Source organism: Actinoplanes sp. NPDC051346, assembly GCF_040682215.1.
GTDB lineage: Bacteria > Actinomycetota > Actinomycetes > Mycobacteriales > Micromonosporaceae > Actinoplanes.
Window position 1 is genome coordinate 305,121 of sequence record NZ_JBFBAJ010000008.1, and the last position, 15,959, is coordinate 321,079.

Annotated in this window: 15 protein-coding genes; 11 read left to right on the top strand and 4 right to left on the bottom strand. The window is 71.0% G+C overall.

Features of this window, described 5'->3' with window-relative positions; all coding sequences use genetic code 11:
* Positions 1 to 45 precede the first annotated feature (45 nt).
* Complete coding sequence (gene dnaE / locus AB0M36_RS21845) at positions 46 to 3,576, top strand: DNA polymerase III subunit alpha (protein WP_364160209.1); 3,531 nt, start codon at positions 46 to 48, stop codon at positions 3,574 to 3,576.
* 43 nt (positions 3,577 to 3,619) lie between these two features.
* Positions 3,620 to 4,435, top strand: coding sequence for a hypothetical protein (locus tag AB0M36_RS21850; RefSeq protein WP_364160211.1), 816 nt, complete (start codon positions 3,620 to 3,622; stop codon positions 4,433 to 4,435).
* Here the strand turns inward: AB0M36_RS21850 and AB0M36_RS21855 are convergent.
* Complete coding sequence (locus AB0M36_RS21855) at positions 4,350 to 5,060, bottom strand: LON peptidase substrate-binding domain-containing protein (protein ID WP_364160213.1); 711 nt, start codon at positions 5,058 to 5,060, stop codon at positions 4,350 to 4,352. The genes AB0M36_RS21850 and AB0M36_RS21855 overlap by 86 nt on opposite strands.
* Before the next feature lie 230 nt (positions 5,061 to 5,290).
* Between AB0M36_RS21855 and hisD the strand changes: the two genes are divergently transcribed.
* From hisD to hisF, 8 genes are read left to right on the top strand one after another with little or no spacing between them, the layout of a single operon-like run.
* Positions 5,291 to 6,598 (top strand): histidinol dehydrogenase, encoded by a 1,308-nt coding sequence (gene hisD / locus AB0M36_RS21860; RefSeq protein WP_364160215.1) that lies wholly within the window; start codon positions 5,291 to 5,293, stop codon positions 6,596 to 6,598.
* Positions 6,595 to 7,668 carry a histidinol-phosphate transaminase gene (locus tag AB0M36_RS21865; protein WP_364160217.1) on the top strand — a complete coding sequence of 358 codons (1,074 nt, stop codon included), beginning with the start codon at positions 6,595 to 6,597 and terminating at the stop codon, positions 7,666 to 7,668. Before hisD ends, AB0M36_RS21865 begins: the two co-directional genes overlap by 4 nt.
* On the top strand, positions 7,665 to 8,276 hold the full coding sequence (gene hisB / locus AB0M36_RS21870; protein WP_364160219.1) for an imidazoleglycerol-phosphate dehydratase HisB: 612 nt from the start codon (positions 7,665 to 7,667) through the stop codon (positions 8,274 to 8,276). Before AB0M36_RS21865 ends, hisB begins: the two co-directional genes overlap by 4 nt.
* Complete coding sequence (locus AB0M36_RS21875; protein ID WP_364160221.1) at positions 8,273 to 8,446, top strand: hypothetical protein; 174 nt, start codon at positions 8,273 to 8,275, stop codon at positions 8,444 to 8,446. The genes hisB and AB0M36_RS21875 overlap by 4 nt, the downstream gene beginning before the upstream one ends.
* Positions 8,443 to 9,072 (top strand): imidazole glycerol phosphate synthase subunit HisH, encoded by a 630-nt coding sequence (gene hisH / locus AB0M36_RS21880; protein ID WP_364160223.1) that lies wholly within the window; start codon positions 8,443 to 8,445, stop codon positions 9,070 to 9,072. Before AB0M36_RS21875 ends, hisH begins: the two co-directional genes overlap by 4 nt.
* Positions 9,069 to 9,383 (top strand): hypothetical protein, encoded by a 315-nt coding sequence (locus AB0M36_RS21885; RefSeq protein WP_364160225.1) that lies wholly within the window; start codon positions 9,069 to 9,071, stop codon positions 9,381 to 9,383. The genes hisH and AB0M36_RS21885 overlap by 4 nt, the downstream gene beginning before the upstream one ends.
* 22 nt (positions 9,384 to 9,405) lie before the next feature.
* Entirely contained in the window at positions 9,406 to 10,128 is a 723-nt protein-coding gene (gene priA / locus AB0M36_RS21890; protein WP_364160227.1) for a bifunctional 1-(5-phosphoribosyl)-5-((5-phosphoribosylamino)methylideneamino)imidazole-4-carboxamide isomerase/phosphoribosylanthranilate isomerase PriA, read from the top strand.
* On the top strand, positions 10,125 to 10,901 hold the full coding sequence (gene hisF / locus AB0M36_RS21895) for an imidazole glycerol phosphate synthase subunit HisF (RefSeq protein WP_364160229.1): 777 nt from the start codon (positions 10,125 to 10,127) through the stop codon (positions 10,899 to 10,901). Before priA ends, hisF begins: the two co-directional genes overlap by 4 nt.
* A 116-nt stretch (positions 10,902 to 11,017) precedes the next feature.
* Here the strand turns inward: hisF and AB0M36_RS21900 are convergent, their stop codons facing one another.
* Both AB0M36_RS21900 and AB0M36_RS21905 read right to left on the bottom strand, forming a co-directional pair.
* A complete protein-coding gene (locus tag AB0M36_RS21900; protein WP_364160231.1) occupies positions 11,018 to 11,449 on the bottom strand; it encodes a hypothetical protein in 432 nt (143 codons plus the stop codon).
* Between the two features lie 196 nt (positions 11,450 to 11,645).
* Positions 11,646 to 12,299 (bottom strand): hypothetical protein, encoded by a 654-nt coding sequence (locus AB0M36_RS21905; protein WP_364160233.1) that lies wholly within the window; start codon positions 12,297 to 12,299, stop codon positions 11,646 to 11,648.
* 59 nt (positions 12,300 to 12,358) lie between these two features.
* On the opposite strand from AB0M36_RS21905, the gene AB0M36_RS21910 reads away from it, so the two are divergent.
* On the top strand, positions 12,359 to 13,813 hold the full coding sequence (locus AB0M36_RS21910; RefSeq protein ID WP_364160234.1) for a PLP-dependent aminotransferase family protein: 1,455 nt from the start codon (positions 12,359 to 12,361) through the stop codon (positions 13,811 to 13,813).
* Between the two features lie 150 nt (positions 13,814 to 13,963).
* On the opposite strand, the gene AB0M36_RS21915 is transcribed toward AB0M36_RS21910, so the two are convergent.
* Positions 13,964 to 15,787, bottom strand: a complete 1,824-nt coding sequence (locus tag AB0M36_RS21915) for a long-chain fatty acid--CoA ligase (protein ID WP_364160236.1) — start codon at positions 15,785 to 15,787, stop codon at positions 13,964 to 13,966.
* Positions 15,788 to 15,959: the final 172 nt, after the last annotated feature.

Here is a 15,959-nt window from a genome sequence, read left to right on the forward strand (position 1 = left end):
TAGGCTCTCAGGGCTGGATTCGCCGCGGGAGTGAGGGGGCCCTGGGTGTCTGACTCGTTCGTGCACCTCCATGTGCACACCGAGTATTCGATGCTCGACGGCGCCGCCAGGCTGAAGGACCTGTTCACCGAAGCGAATCGCCTCGGCATGCCCGCCGTGGCGATCACCGACCACGGCAACATGCACGGGGCGTACGACTTCTATCAGCAGGCCACCGCCGCGGGCGTCACGCCGGTGATCGGCATCGAGGCGTACGTCGCGCCCGAGTCGCGCCTGCACAAGGCGCGAGTCAAGTGGGGCCGTCCGGAGCAGAAGTCCGACGACATCTCCGGTAACGGCGCGATCACCCACAAGACGATGTGGGCGCGCGACGCGCGGGGCCTGAAGAACCTCTTCCGCCTGAGCAGCCGGGCGTCCATGGAGGGCCACTACGTCAAGTGGCCCCGGATGGACATGGACATCATCGCCGAGCACGCCGAGGGCATCATGGCGACGACGGGCTGCCCGTCCGGCGCGGTGCAGACGCGGCTGCGCCTGGGACAGGACGAGGAGGCCTACCGGGTCGCCGCGCAGTACCAGGAGATCTTCGGCAAGGAGAACTACTTCCTCGAGATCATGGACCACGGCCTGGAGATCGAGAACCGAGTCCGCGACGGCCTGCTCGACATCAGCCGTCGGCTCGGCATCCCGCCGCTGGTCACCAACGACTCGCACTACACCCACGAGGCGCAGGCCGAGGCGCACGACGTGCTGCTATGCGTGCAGACCGGCAGCAACATCGCCGACCCCAACCGGTTCCGCTTCGACGGCGGCGGCTACTTCATCAAGTCCGCCGACCAGATGCGCGCGGTCGACTCCTCCGACGCCTGGCTCGAGGGCTGCCGCAACACGCTGCTGGTCGCCGAGAAGGTCGACACCGAGGGCATGTTCACCTTCAAGAACCTGATGCCCCGGTTCCCCATCCCGGAGGGTTACACGGAGCCGGAGTTCTTTCGGCACACGGCGTTCGAGGGCCTGCGGCGGCGCTTCCCCGGCGGCATCCCGGAGACGCACGTCCAACAGGCGGAGTACGAGCTGGGCGTCATCATCGAGATGGGCTTCCCGGCATACTTCCTGGTGGTCGCCGACTTTATCCAGTGGGCCAAGAACAATGGCATCGCGGTCGGACCGGGCCGTGGCTCGGCGGCCGGGTCGCTCGTGGCGTACGCGATGGGCATCACCGACCTCGACCCCCTCCAGCACGGCCTGATCTTCGAGCGGTTCCTCAACCCCGAGCGCGTCTCCATGCCCGACGTCGACATCGACTTCGACGAGCGCCGGCGCGGCGAGGTCATCCGCTACGTCACCGAGCGGTGGGGTGAGGACAAGGTCGCGCAGATCGCCACGTTCGGCACGATCAAGGCCAAGGCCGCGATCAAGGACTCGGCGCGCGTGCTCGGCTATCCGTTCGCGGTGGGCGACCGGATCACTAAGGCCTTGCCGCCGGACGTGATGGGCAAGGGCATCCCGCTCACCGGAATCTTCGACAAGGACCACAAGCGCTACAGCGAGGCCGGCGAGGTCCGGACCCTGTACGAGCAGGACCCGGACGTCAAGAAGGTGATCGACACCGCGCGCGGCATCGAGGGCCTGATCCGGCAGACCGGCGTGCACGCCGCCGGCGTCATCATGAGCGCCGAGCCGATCATCGACCACATTCCGCTCATGCGCCGCGCCACCGACGGCGTGATCATCACGCAGTTCGACTACCCGACCTGCGAGACGCTCGGCCTGCTGAAGATGGACTTCCTCGGCCTGCGCAACCTGACGATCATCGACGACGCGGTGAAGAACATCCAGCTCAACCACGGCATGGAGCTGGACCTGCTGGGGCTGCCGCTGGACGACAAGGCCGCGTACGAGCTGCTGGCCCGCGGTGACACGCTGGGCGTCTTCCAGCTCGACGGCGGCCCGATGCGGTCGTTGCTGCGGCTGATGAAGCCGGACAACTTCGAGGACATCTCCGCGGTCCTGGCGCTGTACCGGCCGGGTCCGATGGGCGTCGACTCGCACACCAACTACGCGCTGCGCAAGAACAAGCTGCAGGAGATCACCCCGATCCACCCGCAGCTGGAGGAGCCGCTGCGGGAGATCCTGGAGCCGACGTACGGCCTGATCGTCTACCAGGAGCAGGTGCAGCGCGCCGCGCAGATCCTCGCGGGTTACAGCCTGGGCCAGGCCGACCTGCTCCGCCGGGCGATGGGTAAGAAGAAGAAGGAGATCCTCGACAAGGAGTTCATCCCGTTCCGGGACGGCTGCCGCGAGCGCGGCTACATCGACGAGGCCATCCAGGCGGTGTGGGACGTCCTGGTGCCGTTCGCCGGGTACGCGTTCAACAAGGCGCACTCCGCCGCGTACGGCCTGGTGTCGTACTGGACGGCGTACCTCAAGGCGCACTACCCGGCGGAATACATGGGCGGGCTGCTCACCAGCGTCGGCGACGACAAGGACAAGATGGCGATGTACCTGGCCGAGTGCCGGCGCATGGGCATCCAGGTCCTGCCGCCGGACGTCAACGAGTCCGCCGGGCCCTTCACTCCGGTCGGCAAGGACATCCGCTTCGGTCTCGCCGCGATCCGCAACGTCGGACACAACGTGGTGGAGGCGATCGCCCGCTGCCGCGAGGAGAAGGGCAAGTACCAGGACTTCTACGACTTCCTGTCCAAGGTGGACGCGGTTGCCTGCAACAAGAAGACCATCGAATCCCTGATCAAGGCCGGGGCGTTCGACTCGATGGGGCACAGCCGCAAGGGCCTGCTCGCCGTGCACGCCGAGGCGATCGACGCGTACGCGGACGTCAAGCGCAACGAGGCGGCGGGCCAGTTCGACCTGTTCGGCGCGTTCGGCGACGAGGCGGGCGGCTCCGCGACGGTGGCGATGCCGTCCATCACCGATAGCGAGTGGGACAAGCGCGACAAGCTCGCCTTCGAGCGGGAGATGCTCGGCCTCTATGTGTCCGACCATCCCCTGGCCGGCCTCGAGCAGGTGCTCGCCAACGCCGCGGACACCACGATCGCGGCGCTCAACGAGGAGGGCACGGTCGGTGACGGGCAGGTCGTCACCCTCGCCGGCATCCTCACCGGCGTGCAGCGACGCATCACCAAGCAGGGCCGCGCCTGGGCGTCGGCCACCCTGGAGGACCTCGCCGGCGGGGTGGAGGCCTTGTTCTTCCCCAACACATACGAAGTGATCGGCCAGTACATCGCCGAGGACGCCATCGTCGTGGTGAAGGGCCGGGTCGACCGCCGCGACGACACCCCGCGCATCATGGCGATGGACATGTCGATGCCCGATGTCACCCACAACCCGGACTCGAAGCCGATCACCCTGACCATGCCGATCACCCGGTGCACGCCGCCGCTGGTCTCCGAGCTCAAGGAGATCCTGGTCAGCCACCCGGGCGACAGCGAGGTGCACGTCCACCTGCTCAACGGCAGCCGCAAGACGGTCATGCGCCTGGGCGGGTTCAAGGTCGCGCCGACGCCCGCGCTGCGCGCCGACCTGAAGATGATCCTCGGCCCTTCGGCGGTTGCCTGATGGTCGCCGGAGCCGGTGCGACGGGACCTGGCAGGATCGGGGAGTGAACCCCAGCCAGGAGCCGGGCCCGCAGCCCTTCGAGCCGCCGCCCTACGAGCAGCAGCCCGTCGGTGAGTACGGGCCGCCGGAGCTCTCCGGCTGGGGGCCGCCGCCGCCGTCGCGGCGGCCCTGGCGCCGTACCGTCGTCGTCGCGGCCCTGATCACCGCGGTGATGGCCGTGGCCGGCGTGCCGCTCGGTCTGCTCTGGTCCTGGCTCGCGCCGTCGGTGCCGGTGGTCAACACCGGCCAGAACGGCATCATGGTCGCCGACCCCTCGCCGGAGCAGTACATCGCCGCCGACGGCTGGTTCACCATCGTCGGCTTCTCGTTCGGGCTGCTCGCCGCGATCGTCGCCTGGCTCGTCCTGCGGCGCGACCGCGGACCCGCGGTGCTGGTCGGGGTGGCCTTCGGCGGCCTGGTGTCGGCCGTGGCCATGTGGGGGACGGGGAGGCTGATCGGGCTCTCCGCGTGGAATGAGTGGCAGAAGACCTCGATCGCGGGCGACACCTACGGCCGCCCGCCGGACCTGCAGGCCTATGGTGCGCTGCTGGTCGCCGCCTTCGCGGCCGTGATCGTCACCACGCTGCTGGCCGGCTGGTCCAACGATCCCGACCTGGACCGGCCGGGCGCGAAGCCCGGCTACGGCCGCGACACATTCCCGGGACCGGAATACGCGGGAGCGGGCCCGGACTACCCGGCCCCGGAGCCGGACGGCGTTGCCGGGCCCAAGCCGTTCAGTTCGGGCTCACCGGACGCGCCAGATCCGACAGCGGCACCGGCACCGCCCGCACCTTGGCCAGCAGACCCGCCTCGCGGTTGAGCAGCCGGAGCTCGGTGCGCAACCGGCTGGCGGTGTCGGGCGCGGCGAGCAGCTCCTGCCGCTCGTCGGTGGTCAGCTGGGCGGTGGCGGCGACCAGGTGCGACAGCACGGTCGGATCATCCGGCACCTGGTCGAGGACCTCGGACTCGGGACGCAGCAGATCCAGGTAGGTGCGGAAGGCGGCCAGCACCCGCGGCGCGAGGAGCCGCGACGTCTCGTCGGCCGGCTCCTCGTCGTGCAGCCACTCGACCTCGGCGGTCAGATAGGGATGCGGATCGGCCGCGATGCTCAGCACCCGGAAGCGCCGCCGCCCGACGGTGACGACGTCGAAGCGCCCGTCGGGCAGCTCGGTCACCTGGCGCAGCTCGGCGGTGCAGCCGATGTCGTAGAGCTGGCCGGCCGCGACCGGCGGCTCACCGGCCGGCGGCTCACCGTCGGCCTCGCCGGACAGCACCTCCGATCCGTGCCGCAAGGTCACCACGCCGAACTCGTGCGGTTCGTCGGCGGTCGTGGCGACCAGGTCGCGCACGAGCGTGCGGTAACGCTCCTCGAAGATGTGCAAGGGCAGCACCAGGCCGGGAAAGAGCACCGTGCCCAGCGGGAAGACCGGGAGAATCGCGCCCACGGTGCGAGCGTATCGGCATGGTCGCCGTCCGCGCGCGCCCCGGGACGGTGATCTTTGCCCGGTGATCGGCAAAAGCCGCAAGTGAGACTTGTTCGCGACGGTGGCGATCGGCCGGTTACCTCACGCAAAGGACCTGGTCACGGTAGGTCGCGAACAAGCCTCAAGTGTCCCTTCCCACTGCCTGGTACGGCGTCGAAAACCTGTCGGTCCCCGGGCCTAGACTTGGCCGCGTGCTGAACCGGATCGACCTGCGCGGCTCCCGCCGAGACCCGCGTGGTCTGCTGCCTCGTGCCCAACTCGACGTCTCCCAGGCGGTCGAGAAGATCAGGCCCGTCGTGGAAGCTGTCCGGCATCATGGCTTCAGCGCGATCCGGGAGGCCGGCGAGAAGTTCGACGGTGTACGGCTGGAGCGCCTGCGCGTGCCGCGTGACCGGATCGCGGCGGCCCTCGAAACGCTCGACCCCGACGTGCGCGCGGCCCTGCTCGTGTCGATCGAGCGCGCCCGTCGGGTGCACGCCGACCAGCGGCGCACCGACGTCACCACCCAGGTCGTCCCCGGCGGCAGCGTCACCGAGCGCTGGGTGCCGGTGTCCCGCGTCGGCCTCTACGTTCCCGGCGGCCTGGCCGTCTATCCGTCCACCGTGGTCATGAACGTGGTGCCCGCGCAGGAGGCGGGTGTCGACTCACTGGTCGTGGCCAGCCCGCCCCAGCGCGACACCGGCCTGCCCGACGCCCGGGTGCTCGCCGCCTGCGCGCTCCTCGGCGTCGACGAGGTCTACGCGGTCGGCGGCGCCCAGGCGATCGCCATGCTGGGCTACGGCTGCGACGGCGCGGACGAGTCGGATCGCTGCGCGCCGGTCGACGTCATCACCGGCCCCGGCAACATCTGGGTCACCGCGGCCAAGCGGCTGCTGCAGGGCACGGTCGGGATCGACGCCGAGGCCGGCCCGACCGAGATCGCCATCCTGGCCGACGACACCGCCTCGCCAGTGCACGTCGCCGCCGACCTGATCAGCCAGGCCGAACACGACCCGATGGCCGCGAGCGTGCTCGTCACCGACTCGCCAGCCCTCGCCGACGCGGTCGACGGGGAGTTGGCCGTCCAGGTCCCGGCCACCAAGCACGAGGCCCGGGTCCGCGAGGCGCTGGGCGGAACCCAGTCCGGCGTGGTGCTCGTCGACGACCTGGCGCAGGGTCTCGCGGTCGTCGACGCGTACGCGGCCGAGCACCTCGAGATCCAGACGCGGGACGCGCGCGACTGGGCGATGCGGGTCCGCAACGCCGGCGCGATCTTCGTCGGCCCGTGGTCGCCGGTGTCGCTCGGTGACTACGCGGCGGGCTCCAACCACGTGCTGCCGACCGCGGGCTGCGCGCGGCACTCGTCCGGCCTCTCCGTGCAGTCGTTCCTGCGTGGCATCCACGTCGTGGAATACGACGAGGCGGCGCTGCGCGACGTCGCCCCGCATGTGGTGGTCCTCGCCAACGCCGAGGACCTGCCGGCACACGGGCAGGCCGTGACGGCGAGGTTCGGCTCATGACGACGCTCGACGACCTGCCCCTGCGCGACGATCTGCGGGGCCGGTCGCCGTACGGCGCACCCCAGCTCGACGTGGCGGTGCGGCTGAACACCAACGAGCACGCGTTCGCCGTGCCGGACAGCGTGGTCGAGGCGATGGGCAAGGCGCTCCAGGCCGAGCTCGCCGACCTCAACCGCTACCCCGACCGCGACGCCGTCGCGCTGCGTACCGACCTCGCCGACTACCTGGGCCACGGCATGGCGACGGCCAACCTGTGGGCCGCTAACGGCTCCAACGAGGTGCAGCAGCAGCTGCTCCAGGCGTTCGGCGGGCCGGGACGCACGGCGTTGGGCTTCGGCCCGTCGTATTCGATGCATCCCCTGCTCGCCGCCGGCACCGGCACCCGCTGGATCGGCGCGCTGCGCGACCCCGACTTCGGTCTCACACCGTCGGCCGCGGTCGCGCAGATCGAGGAGCACCGGCCCGACCTGGTTTTCCTCTGCTCGCCCAACAATCCGACCGGCACCGCTCTCGACCCCTCGGTGATCGACGCGGTGCTGGCGGCGACCGAGGGCATGGTGCTGGTCGACGAGGCGTACTACGAATATGCCCGCGCCGGCACCCCCAGCGCCCTCGGGTTGCTGCCCCGGCACCCGCGGCTCGTGGTGACCCGGACGATGAGCAAGGCCTTCGGGTTCGCCGGCGGACGGCTGGGCTATTTCGCCGCCGACCCGGCCGTCGTCGACGCCGTGCAGCTGGTTCGTTTGCCCTACCACCTCTCCAGCCTCACGCAGGCGGCGGCCCGGGCCGCGTTGTCGCAGCGTGACGCCCTGCTCGCCACCGTCGAGGCGATCAAGGAGCAGCGCGACCGCATCGTGACGACGCTGCGCGGGCGCGGCGTCGAGACCGCCGACAGCGACGCCAACTTCGTGCTGTTCCGCGCCGGCGACCAGAAGGCCACCTGGCAGGCGTTCCTCGATCGCGGTGTGCTGATCCGAGACGTCGGCCTGACCGGCTGGCTGCGGGTCACCGCCGGCACCGACACCGAGACGTCCGCCTTCCTGACCGCCGCCGAGGAGATTCTGTCGTGAGCCGCACCGCGCGCATCGAGCGCGTCACCAACGAGACCAAGGTTCTCGTCGAGATCGACCTCGACGGCACGGGCAAGGGCGACTTCGCCACCGGCGTCGGCTTCTACGACCACATGCTCAACCAGCTCGCCAAGCACGGCGGCTTCGACCTGACCGTGCGCACCGAGGGCGACCTCGAGATCGACGCGCACCACACCATGGAGGACACGGCGATCGCGCTCGGCGACGCCTTCGCGCGGGCGCTCGGCGACAAGGCCGGGATCCGACGGTACGGCTCGGCCACGATCCCCATGGACGAGGTGCTCTGCCGGGCCGCGGTCGACCTGTCCGGGCGGCCCTATGTGGTGCACGACGAGCCGGAGCTGGCGCCGTACATCGGGCCGGTCTATCCGACGAGCATGACCCGGCACATCTTCGAGTCGTTCGGCCACGCCGCCAAGGTGACCCTGCACGTCAGCGTGTTGCGCGCCGCCCGCGACGGCGGTCGGCCCGACGCCCACCACGTCGTCGAGGCGCAGTTCAAGGCGTTCTCCCGGGCGCTGCGCGAGGCTGTCGAGATCGACCCCCGCAACGCCGGTGCGCTTCCGTCCACGAAGGGTGTGCTGTGAGCAGCTTCCTCCCGGTCCTGCTGCTCATGCTCGCCGGCATCCTGGTGGGCGGGGTCATCTCGCTGGTGCGGCAGGGCGCCACCAAGTTCTCCATCGGCCTTGTCGCCGCGCTGGCCCTGCTCGCCCTCGTCGGCGGAGTGCTGTGGATGTTCCCCGGAGAGTCCACGTGACCCGGGTCGTCGTCCTGGACTACGGATCGGGCAATCTGCGGTCGGCGGAACGAGCCGTCGCGCGTACCGGCGTGGACGTGACCGTGACCGGCGACCTGCAGGCCGCCGCCGCGGCGGACGGCCTGGTCGTGCCCGGCGTCGGCGCGTACGCGGCCTGCATGGCCGGCATCGAGAAGCTCGGCGCCGGCCCGGTCATCGCGGACCGGGTCGCGGCCGGCCGGCCGGTGCTGGGCATCTGCGTCGGCATGCAGATCCTCTTCGAGTCCGGTGTGGAGCACGGCGTCGAGACCCGGGGCCTGGGGCTGTTGCCCGGCGCGGTGACCCGGCTGGCCGCACGCCGCATCCCCCACATGGGCTGGAACACGGTGGCGGTTCCGGCCGGCTCCGTCCTGCTGGCCGGGCTGGCGCCGGACACCCGGTTCTACTTCGTGCATTCGTACGGGGCCTCGAACCTGGCCGCCCTGGAAGCCGCCGGGGCCACGGTGACCACGGCCGCGCACGACGAGCCCTTCGCGGCGGTGGTGGAGCACGGGCCGCTGTCGGCCGCTCAGTTCCATCCCGAGAAGTCCGCCGACGCCGGGTTCGCGCTGCTGCGGACCTGGGTCGCCGGGCTCCCGGGGACGTGAGCAAGGAACGGGCCCGCAGACGGGCCGAGCGCCTCGCCGTCCTCGAGAAGCAGAAGGCGGCGCGGGCCCGCCGGGTCGGCCGGCGTGACCGCCGCCGTGCCTTCGTCCGCAGGCTCACCCCGCGGCGACGCGGTTCCGGACGGCTCTATCGGCGCGGCCGGGCCGAGCGCGTCGGCATCGTCGTCGTGCCGCTGATCGCGTCCGCGCTGATCTGGTTCCTGGTGCCGGACGTCGCGCTGCGCATCGTCCTCATCGCCCTCATCGTTCTCATCCTGCCCGCCCTGGTCGTCGTGGTCCTGGGCCGCCGCTAACCCCCTTGATCGGAGTTCCGCCGTGACCCTCACCCTGCTGCCCGCCGTCGACGTCGCCGACGGCCAGGCGGTGCGCCTCGTCCAGGGCGCCGCCGGTTCCGAGACCAGTTACGGCGACCCGCTGGAGGCGGCGCTGGCCTGGCAGAACGACGGCGCGAGCTGGGTGCACCTGGTCGATCTCGACGCCGCGTTCGGCCGGGGCTCCAACGCCGCCCTGCTCGCCGAGGTGGTCGGCCGCCTCGACGTCGCCGTGGAGCTCTCCGGCGGCATCCGCGACGACGAGTCGCTGCGCGCGGCGCTGGCCACCGGTGCCGCGCGGATCAACATCGGCACCGCCGCCCTCGAGGACCCCGAGTGGTGCGACCGGATCTGCGGCGAGTACGGCGACCGCGTGGCGATCGGCCTGGACGTGCGCGGCCGCACGCTGTCGGCCCGCGGCTGGACCCGCGACGGCGGTGACCTCTTCGAGGTGCTCGAACGCCTCGACAAGGCCGGCGCGGCGCGCTACGTGGTCACCGACATCACCAAGGACGGCACCATGAAGGGCCCGAACCTGGAGCTGCTGCGCGAGGTGTGCTCCCGTACGCAGGCTCCGGTGATCGCCAGCGGCGGCGTGTCCACCCTGGACGACCTGCGGGCCCTGGCAACCCTCGAACCCCTCGGTGTGGAGGGCGTGATCGCCGGCAAGGCGCTGTACGCCGGCGCGTTCACGGTGGCCGAGGCGCTCGAGGCGCTGCGGTCATGACGGTGGCGGTGCGCGTCATCCCGTGTCTGGACGTCGACGCGGGCCGCGTGGTCAAGGGCGTCAACTTCCTGGACCTGCGCGACGCCGGCGACCCCGTCGCGCTGGCGGCGGCCTACGACGCCGCGGGAGCCGACGAGCTGACCTTCCTCGACGTGACCGCGTCCGTCGACGACCGCGGAACGATGCTCGACGTCGTGCGTCGCACCGCCGAGTCGGTGTTCATCCCGCTGACCGTCGGCGGCGGGGTCCGCTCGGTGGACGACGTCGACACCCTCCTGCGCGCGGGCGCGGACAAGGTCGGCGTCAACACGGCGGCGATCCACCGCCCGGAGCTCATCTCCGAGATCGCCGGCCGCTTCGGCAACCAGGTTCTCGTGCTCTCCCTGGACGTGCGGAGGGTGGCGGCGGGGCCGGGCCCCGGGCACCCGTCCGGCTGGGAGGTCACCACGCACGGCGGGCGACGCGGTGCCGGCCTGGACGCGGTGGACTGGGCTCGGCGGGTGGCCGAGCTCGGCGCCGGCGAGATCCTGCTCAACTCGATGGACGCCGACGGCACCAAGGTGGGCTTCGACCTCGAACTCATCGCGGCGGTCCGCGCGGTGGTCGACATCCCGGTGATCGCGAGCGGGGGTGCGGGGGCGGTGACACACTTCCCGCCGGCCGTGGCGGCGGGTGCGGACGCGGTGCTCGCGGCGAGCGTGTTCCACTTCGGAGAGTTGACCATCGGCGAGGTCAAGGAGGGCCTGCGGGCGGCGGGCCATCCGGTCCGCTGACGGCCGGCGAGGTCTGCGGCGGCGGGCCACCGGGTCCGCTGACGGTCGGCGAGGCCGAGGAGGGTCTGCGGGCGGCGGCGCGCCCGGTCCGCTGACGGTCGGCGTGGCGGTTTGGTTCAGCGGCCGTCGGCGAGGCGCAGGGAATACTCGCGGACGGCGGCGTGGTAGGTGCCCTCGTCGAGCTCCCACGGCGCGTCGCCCGGGGTCACGGCCCGGTTGAGCTGGGTCTGCAGGGTGACGACCGCCGACGAGAGGCCGCTGAACGGTCGGGTGCGCCAGAGTTGCTCACCGGCCGGTGCCACCTCCACCAGATCGTCGTCGTCGACGGTGAGGAGCCCGGCGCCGGCCAGGCGGCGGACCGACTCCTCCAGTTCGGTGCGGCTGGGCACGCTGTGGTGCAGAAAGTCGGCGGCGGCCAGCAGATCGGCCAGTGTGGCGCCGGTCACCGGGAGGGCAGCGTGCATCGCCCGGTCGCGTTCCAGGCGCGCCGCGATCACCGCGGACACGAAGATCCATGCGTCGTTCCAGTGCCAGCCGCCAGCCCCCATGCCGCAATGATGCCGTCTGCCCGGCGAACCGGAAAGCGCAGGTGCGGCAGATGTTCACCGAACCGCCTGGACGCCTGCGACAATTCGCCCTCCCGGGGAGATGATCCCGCCGCGAACGGCGCGGGCCGCGCCGGGGTCATGGCAGGCCCGGTCATGGCAGGGCCGTCATGGCAGGGCCGGTCAATGGCAGGGCCGGTCATGGCAGGGCCGGGGCCAGCCGGGCCGGTGGGGTCCGTGGCTCGACCGCGAAGATCGGCAGGAACACCTGGGCCAGCGGGCCGATCGCGAGCGCGTACGCGATCGTGCCGATGCCGGCCGTGCCGCCCAGCAGGAAGCCGGTCGCCAGGACCGCCACCTCGATGGCGGTCCGGACCAGCCGGATGGACAGGCGGGGGAAGCGGTGGACGATTCCGGTCATCAGGCCGTCGCGGGGGCCCGGGCCGAAGCGGGCACCGATGTACATGCCGGTCGCCACGCCGTTGAGCAGGATGCCGGCCACCAGGTAGGTCACCCGCATCGCCAAGGACTCGCCGGGGCTGAGCAGGGCCAGGGCGGCGTCGACCACCACGCCGATCACGACCAGGTTGGCGATCGTGCCGAATCCGGGCTTCTGGCGCAGTGGGATCCACAGCAGCAGGATCGGGACGCCCGCCAGGATGACCACCCAGCCGAAGCTCAGCCCGGTGACCTCCGACACGCCCTGGTGGAAAACGTCCCAGGAGGTCAGGCCGAGGCCCGACTCCACCATGAACGCCATGCTCACGCCGTAGAGGATCAGACCCGCGAAGAGCTGACCCACGCGGCGGGGCAGGCGACGCCCGGCGGTGGCGGAGTTGCTTGGGATCGTCATGAGTGCCACTCTGAAGGCCAATTGGAGCGGCTGACAGAGCCAATTTCCCGGAGGTGGCCATGACGACGTCGGTGCGCGGAGGCCAATTGGCCCGACTGCTCGGCCAGTGGCACTCCCTTCCCGGGCGTCACCGCAGTCCCGACTATGCCGCACTCGCCGCGGCGATCCGTGGGCTGCTCACCGACGGGCGGTTGCCGCTGGGGGTACGGCTGTCCGCCGAACGTGAGCTCGCCGAGGCGCTGGGCGTGAGCCGGACGACGGTCACGGCCGCGTACCGAAGCCTGCGTGAGAGCGGCCACCTCACCAGCCGGCGCGGCGCCGGAAGCTGGACCACGCTGCCGAACGGCCACCGCGTCGCCAGCTCGGGCCTCTGGACCCCGGACGACGACATCGACATGATCGACATGGGTGTGGCCGCGTCCGCCGCGCCGGTCGAGCTGGTGCCCGCCGCCCGCGCGGCCGCCGACGATCTGCCACGGTTTCTCGGCAGCGCCGGCTACCACCCGAGCGGGCTGGGAGAGCTGCGGGAGGCTGTCGCCGCCGCCTACACCGCGCGCGGCGTGACGACCAGCGCCGAGCAGATCCTGATCACCAGCGGCACACAGCAGGCCCTGGACCTGGTGCTGCGGCTGTCCGTCCCGGCGGGGGCGTCGGTGCTGGTCGAGTCGCCGACCTATCCGAACGCGCTGGCCGCCCTCGCCGCGCGCCGCGCCCGGATCAGCACCCACGGCCTGGACGCGACGACCGGTTGGGACGGCGAACTGCTGCTCGCCGCGCTGCGGCAGACCCGGCCGCGGCTGGCGTACGTGATCCCCGAATTTCAGAATCCGACCGGCCACCTGATGCCGGCCGCCCTGCGCGAGCGGCTCGTCGCCGCGGCCCACGCGACCGGGACGGAGCTGGTCGTCGACGAGTCCTTCGTGGACCTCCCGCTCGACGGTGCCGAGATGCCGCCGCCGGTGGCCGTCTACGACCGACACTCGCGCGTCGTGTCGATCGGCGGGATGAGCAAGGCCTACTGGGGTGGCCTGCGGATCGGCTGGGTCCGCGCGTCGGCGCCCCTGGTGCAGCGGCTGGCCGCCCTGCGGGTCGGCGTCGACATGGCCAGCCCGGTGTTGGAACAACTCGTCGCCGTGCACCTGCTCGCGCAAGCCCCGGAGATCGTCGCGGCGCGTCGGCGCCAGCTCGCGTTCCGGCGGGACGCCCTCATCGAAGCGCTGCGCGAGCACCTGCCGGAGTGGCGGTGCTTCGTGCCCGGCGGCGGTGTGACCCTGTGGGCAGAGCTCGACGGACCGATCTCCAGCGCGCTGTCGCGGGCGGCCGAGGACGTGGGCGTCAGGCTTGCGCCGGGACCGCGCTTCGGACTGGACGGCACGCTGGAACGATTCGTGCGGCTTCCGTTCACCCTGGCGGCGGACGATCTGACGGAGGCGATCCGGCGCATCGCCTCCGTGCGTCACGACCTCGACCGCGCGACCCGCCCGGCCTGGCGCGCCCCCGCGGTCATCGCCTGACCCGCGGCGCCTGGGTGCCGGTCAGAGGAGCAAGGCGCGCTGATCTCGCCGGCCCCGGTGCGGGAGGCAGGGTGCCAACGGCCGTACCGAAAAAAAGCGGTGCCCGGGCCGATGAAGCCCGGGCACCGATGGTTGGTGTTGCGCGACCGCCTAGATCTGCGCGAGCGAGCCCGCGTACATCTTGTCGATCTGCTCGGCGAAGTTGGCCTCGACGCTGCGGCGCTTGATCTTCATCGACGGGGTGATCTCGCCGTGCTCGATGCTCAGGTCGCGGGGGAGGATGGAGAACTTCTTGACCGTCTCCCAGCGGTTGAGCTTGCCGTTGAGCTCCTCGATGAAGTCGGCGATCAGCTTCTGGGTCTCCGGCGCCGCGACGATCTCCTCGTAGGACTTGCCGGCGAGGGGGCCGCCCGCCGCCCACGAGGCGATGGCGTCCGGGTCGAGGCTGATCAGCATGGTCACGAAGTTGCGTGCCTGGCCGACGACCACCGCCTGGGAGGTGTACGGGCAGACCGCCTTGAACATGCCCTCGATCGCCGACGGCGCGACGTACTTGCCGCCGGAGGTCTTGACCAGGTCCTTCTTGCGGTCGGTGATGCGCAGGAAGCCGTCCGCGTCCAGTTCGCCGATGTCGCCGGTGCGGAAGAATCCGTCCTCGGTGAACGCCTCGGCGGTCTCCTCGGGCAGGTTGTGGTAGCCGCGCATGACCGGCTTGCCGCGCAGCAGGATCTCGCCGTCGGTGTCGACGCGGACCTCGAGGTCGCCGAGGGGGCGGCCCACCGAGCCGATCCTCAGCTCGTCGCGGCGGTTGACGAAGTTGGCGGCGCTGCTCTCGGTGAGGCCGTAGCCCTCCGAGATCGGCAGGTTGGCCGCGGCGAAGAACTCGGCGATGTCGTGGCTCAACGGCGCCGAGCCGGACACCAGCACGCGCAGCCGGCCGCCGAGGCGTTCCTGGAGCTTGCTGAAGACCAGCTTCTCGGCGACCGCGTACTGCGCCTTGAGCAGGCCCGGCAGCGGCTTGCCGGCCAGTTCGAGGGCGACCTTGCGCTTGCCGGTGGCCACCGCCCAGCTGAAGATCTTGGCCTTGAGGCCGCCGGCGCTGACGGCGGTGGTCACGGTCTTGTTGTAGACCTTCTCGAAGATGCGCGGTGCGGCGCACATCAGCGTCGGCTTGACGACGGAGAGCATGTCGACCAGCTTCTCGACCCGGCCGTCGATGTACGTCGGGACGCCCACGTGCAGTATTCCGCAGAGCAGCGTCTTGCCGAACGAGTGCGACAGCGGAAGCCAGAGGTACTGCAGGTCGGTGGACTCGAACAGGCCGAGTCCCGCCTGGGCGACGCCTTCCCAGGTCCAACCTCCGTGCAGCAGTTGCACGCCCTTGGGCCGCCCGGTGGTGCCCGAGGTGTAGATCAGCGTGGCGAGGTTGTCCGGCCCGATGTTCTCGACGATCCCCTCGATGAGGTCGGGGGTCTCGGCGAGCGCGGCCCGGCCGCGCTCCTCGAGCTCGGCGAGGGTGAGCTGGGGCGGTTGGGCAGCGGGGTCGGCGGCGCCGTCGATGAGCACCACGTGGGTCACCGAGGTGGTGGCGCCGGAGATCTTGAGCGCCTGCTGGGGGTTTTCCGCGACGAGGATCTTGGAGCCGGAGTCCGTCACGATGTAGGCGGCGTCCTCGGGCTCCGTCGTCGGGTAGACCGTGGTGGTCGCACCGCCGGAACAGTTGATGCCGAGGTCGACCAGCGCCCACTCCAGGCGGGTGTTCGACAGGATCGCGACGCGGTCCTCCAGGCCGATCCCCAGGCCCACCAGTCCGGCGGCGATCGCCTTGGCCCGCTCGCCCACCTGGGCCCAGCTCAACCACACCATGCCGGAGTCGTCGGCGTTGGGAGCGGCGAACGCCCGGCCGTTCGGAGTCGCTCGCACGCGCTGCAAGAACATATCTGGGATCGAGCGGTAGGGAACCTCGAGAACCATAAGGCGCCGCCTTTTGCGTCTAAGGGGGTTACAGCCGTGTTACCGGAGAGTATTGCCTTGGTAGTGAGAGCACCAGAGCGCTCCGGCACCGGCGAATTGATCCTATCCGCCGGTCAGTACGCATCTCGGACGCGAAACGGCTCAATAATCGGCGACAAAACCCGTCGATGCC

Excerpts from the sequence above, each read along its gene's own strand:
- hisF (WP_364160229.1), top strand. The coding sequence starts at position 10,125 with ATGACGGTGGCGGTGCGCGTCATCCCGTGTCTGGACGTCGACGCGGGC.
- AB0M36_RS21915 (WP_364160236.1), bottom strand. The coding sequence starts at position 15,787 with ATGGTTCTCGAGGTTCCCTACCGCTCGATCCCAGATATGTTCTTGCAG.
- AB0M36_RS21905 (WP_364160233.1), bottom strand. The coding sequence starts at position 12,299 with ATGACGATCCCAAGCAACTCCGCCACCGCCGGGCGTCGCCTGCCCCGC.
- AB0M36_RS21900 (WP_364160231.1), bottom strand. The coding sequence starts at position 11,449 with ATGGGGGCTGGCGGCTGGCACTGGAACGACGCATGGATCTTCGTGTCC.
- AB0M36_RS21910 (WP_364160234.1), top strand. The coding sequence starts at position 12,359 with ATGACGACGTCGGTGCGCGGAGGCCAATTGGCCCGACTGCTCGGCCAG.
- AB0M36_RS21865 (WP_364160217.1), top strand. The coding sequence starts at position 6,595 with ATGACGACGCTCGACGACCTGCCCCTGCGCGACGATCTGCGGGGCCGG.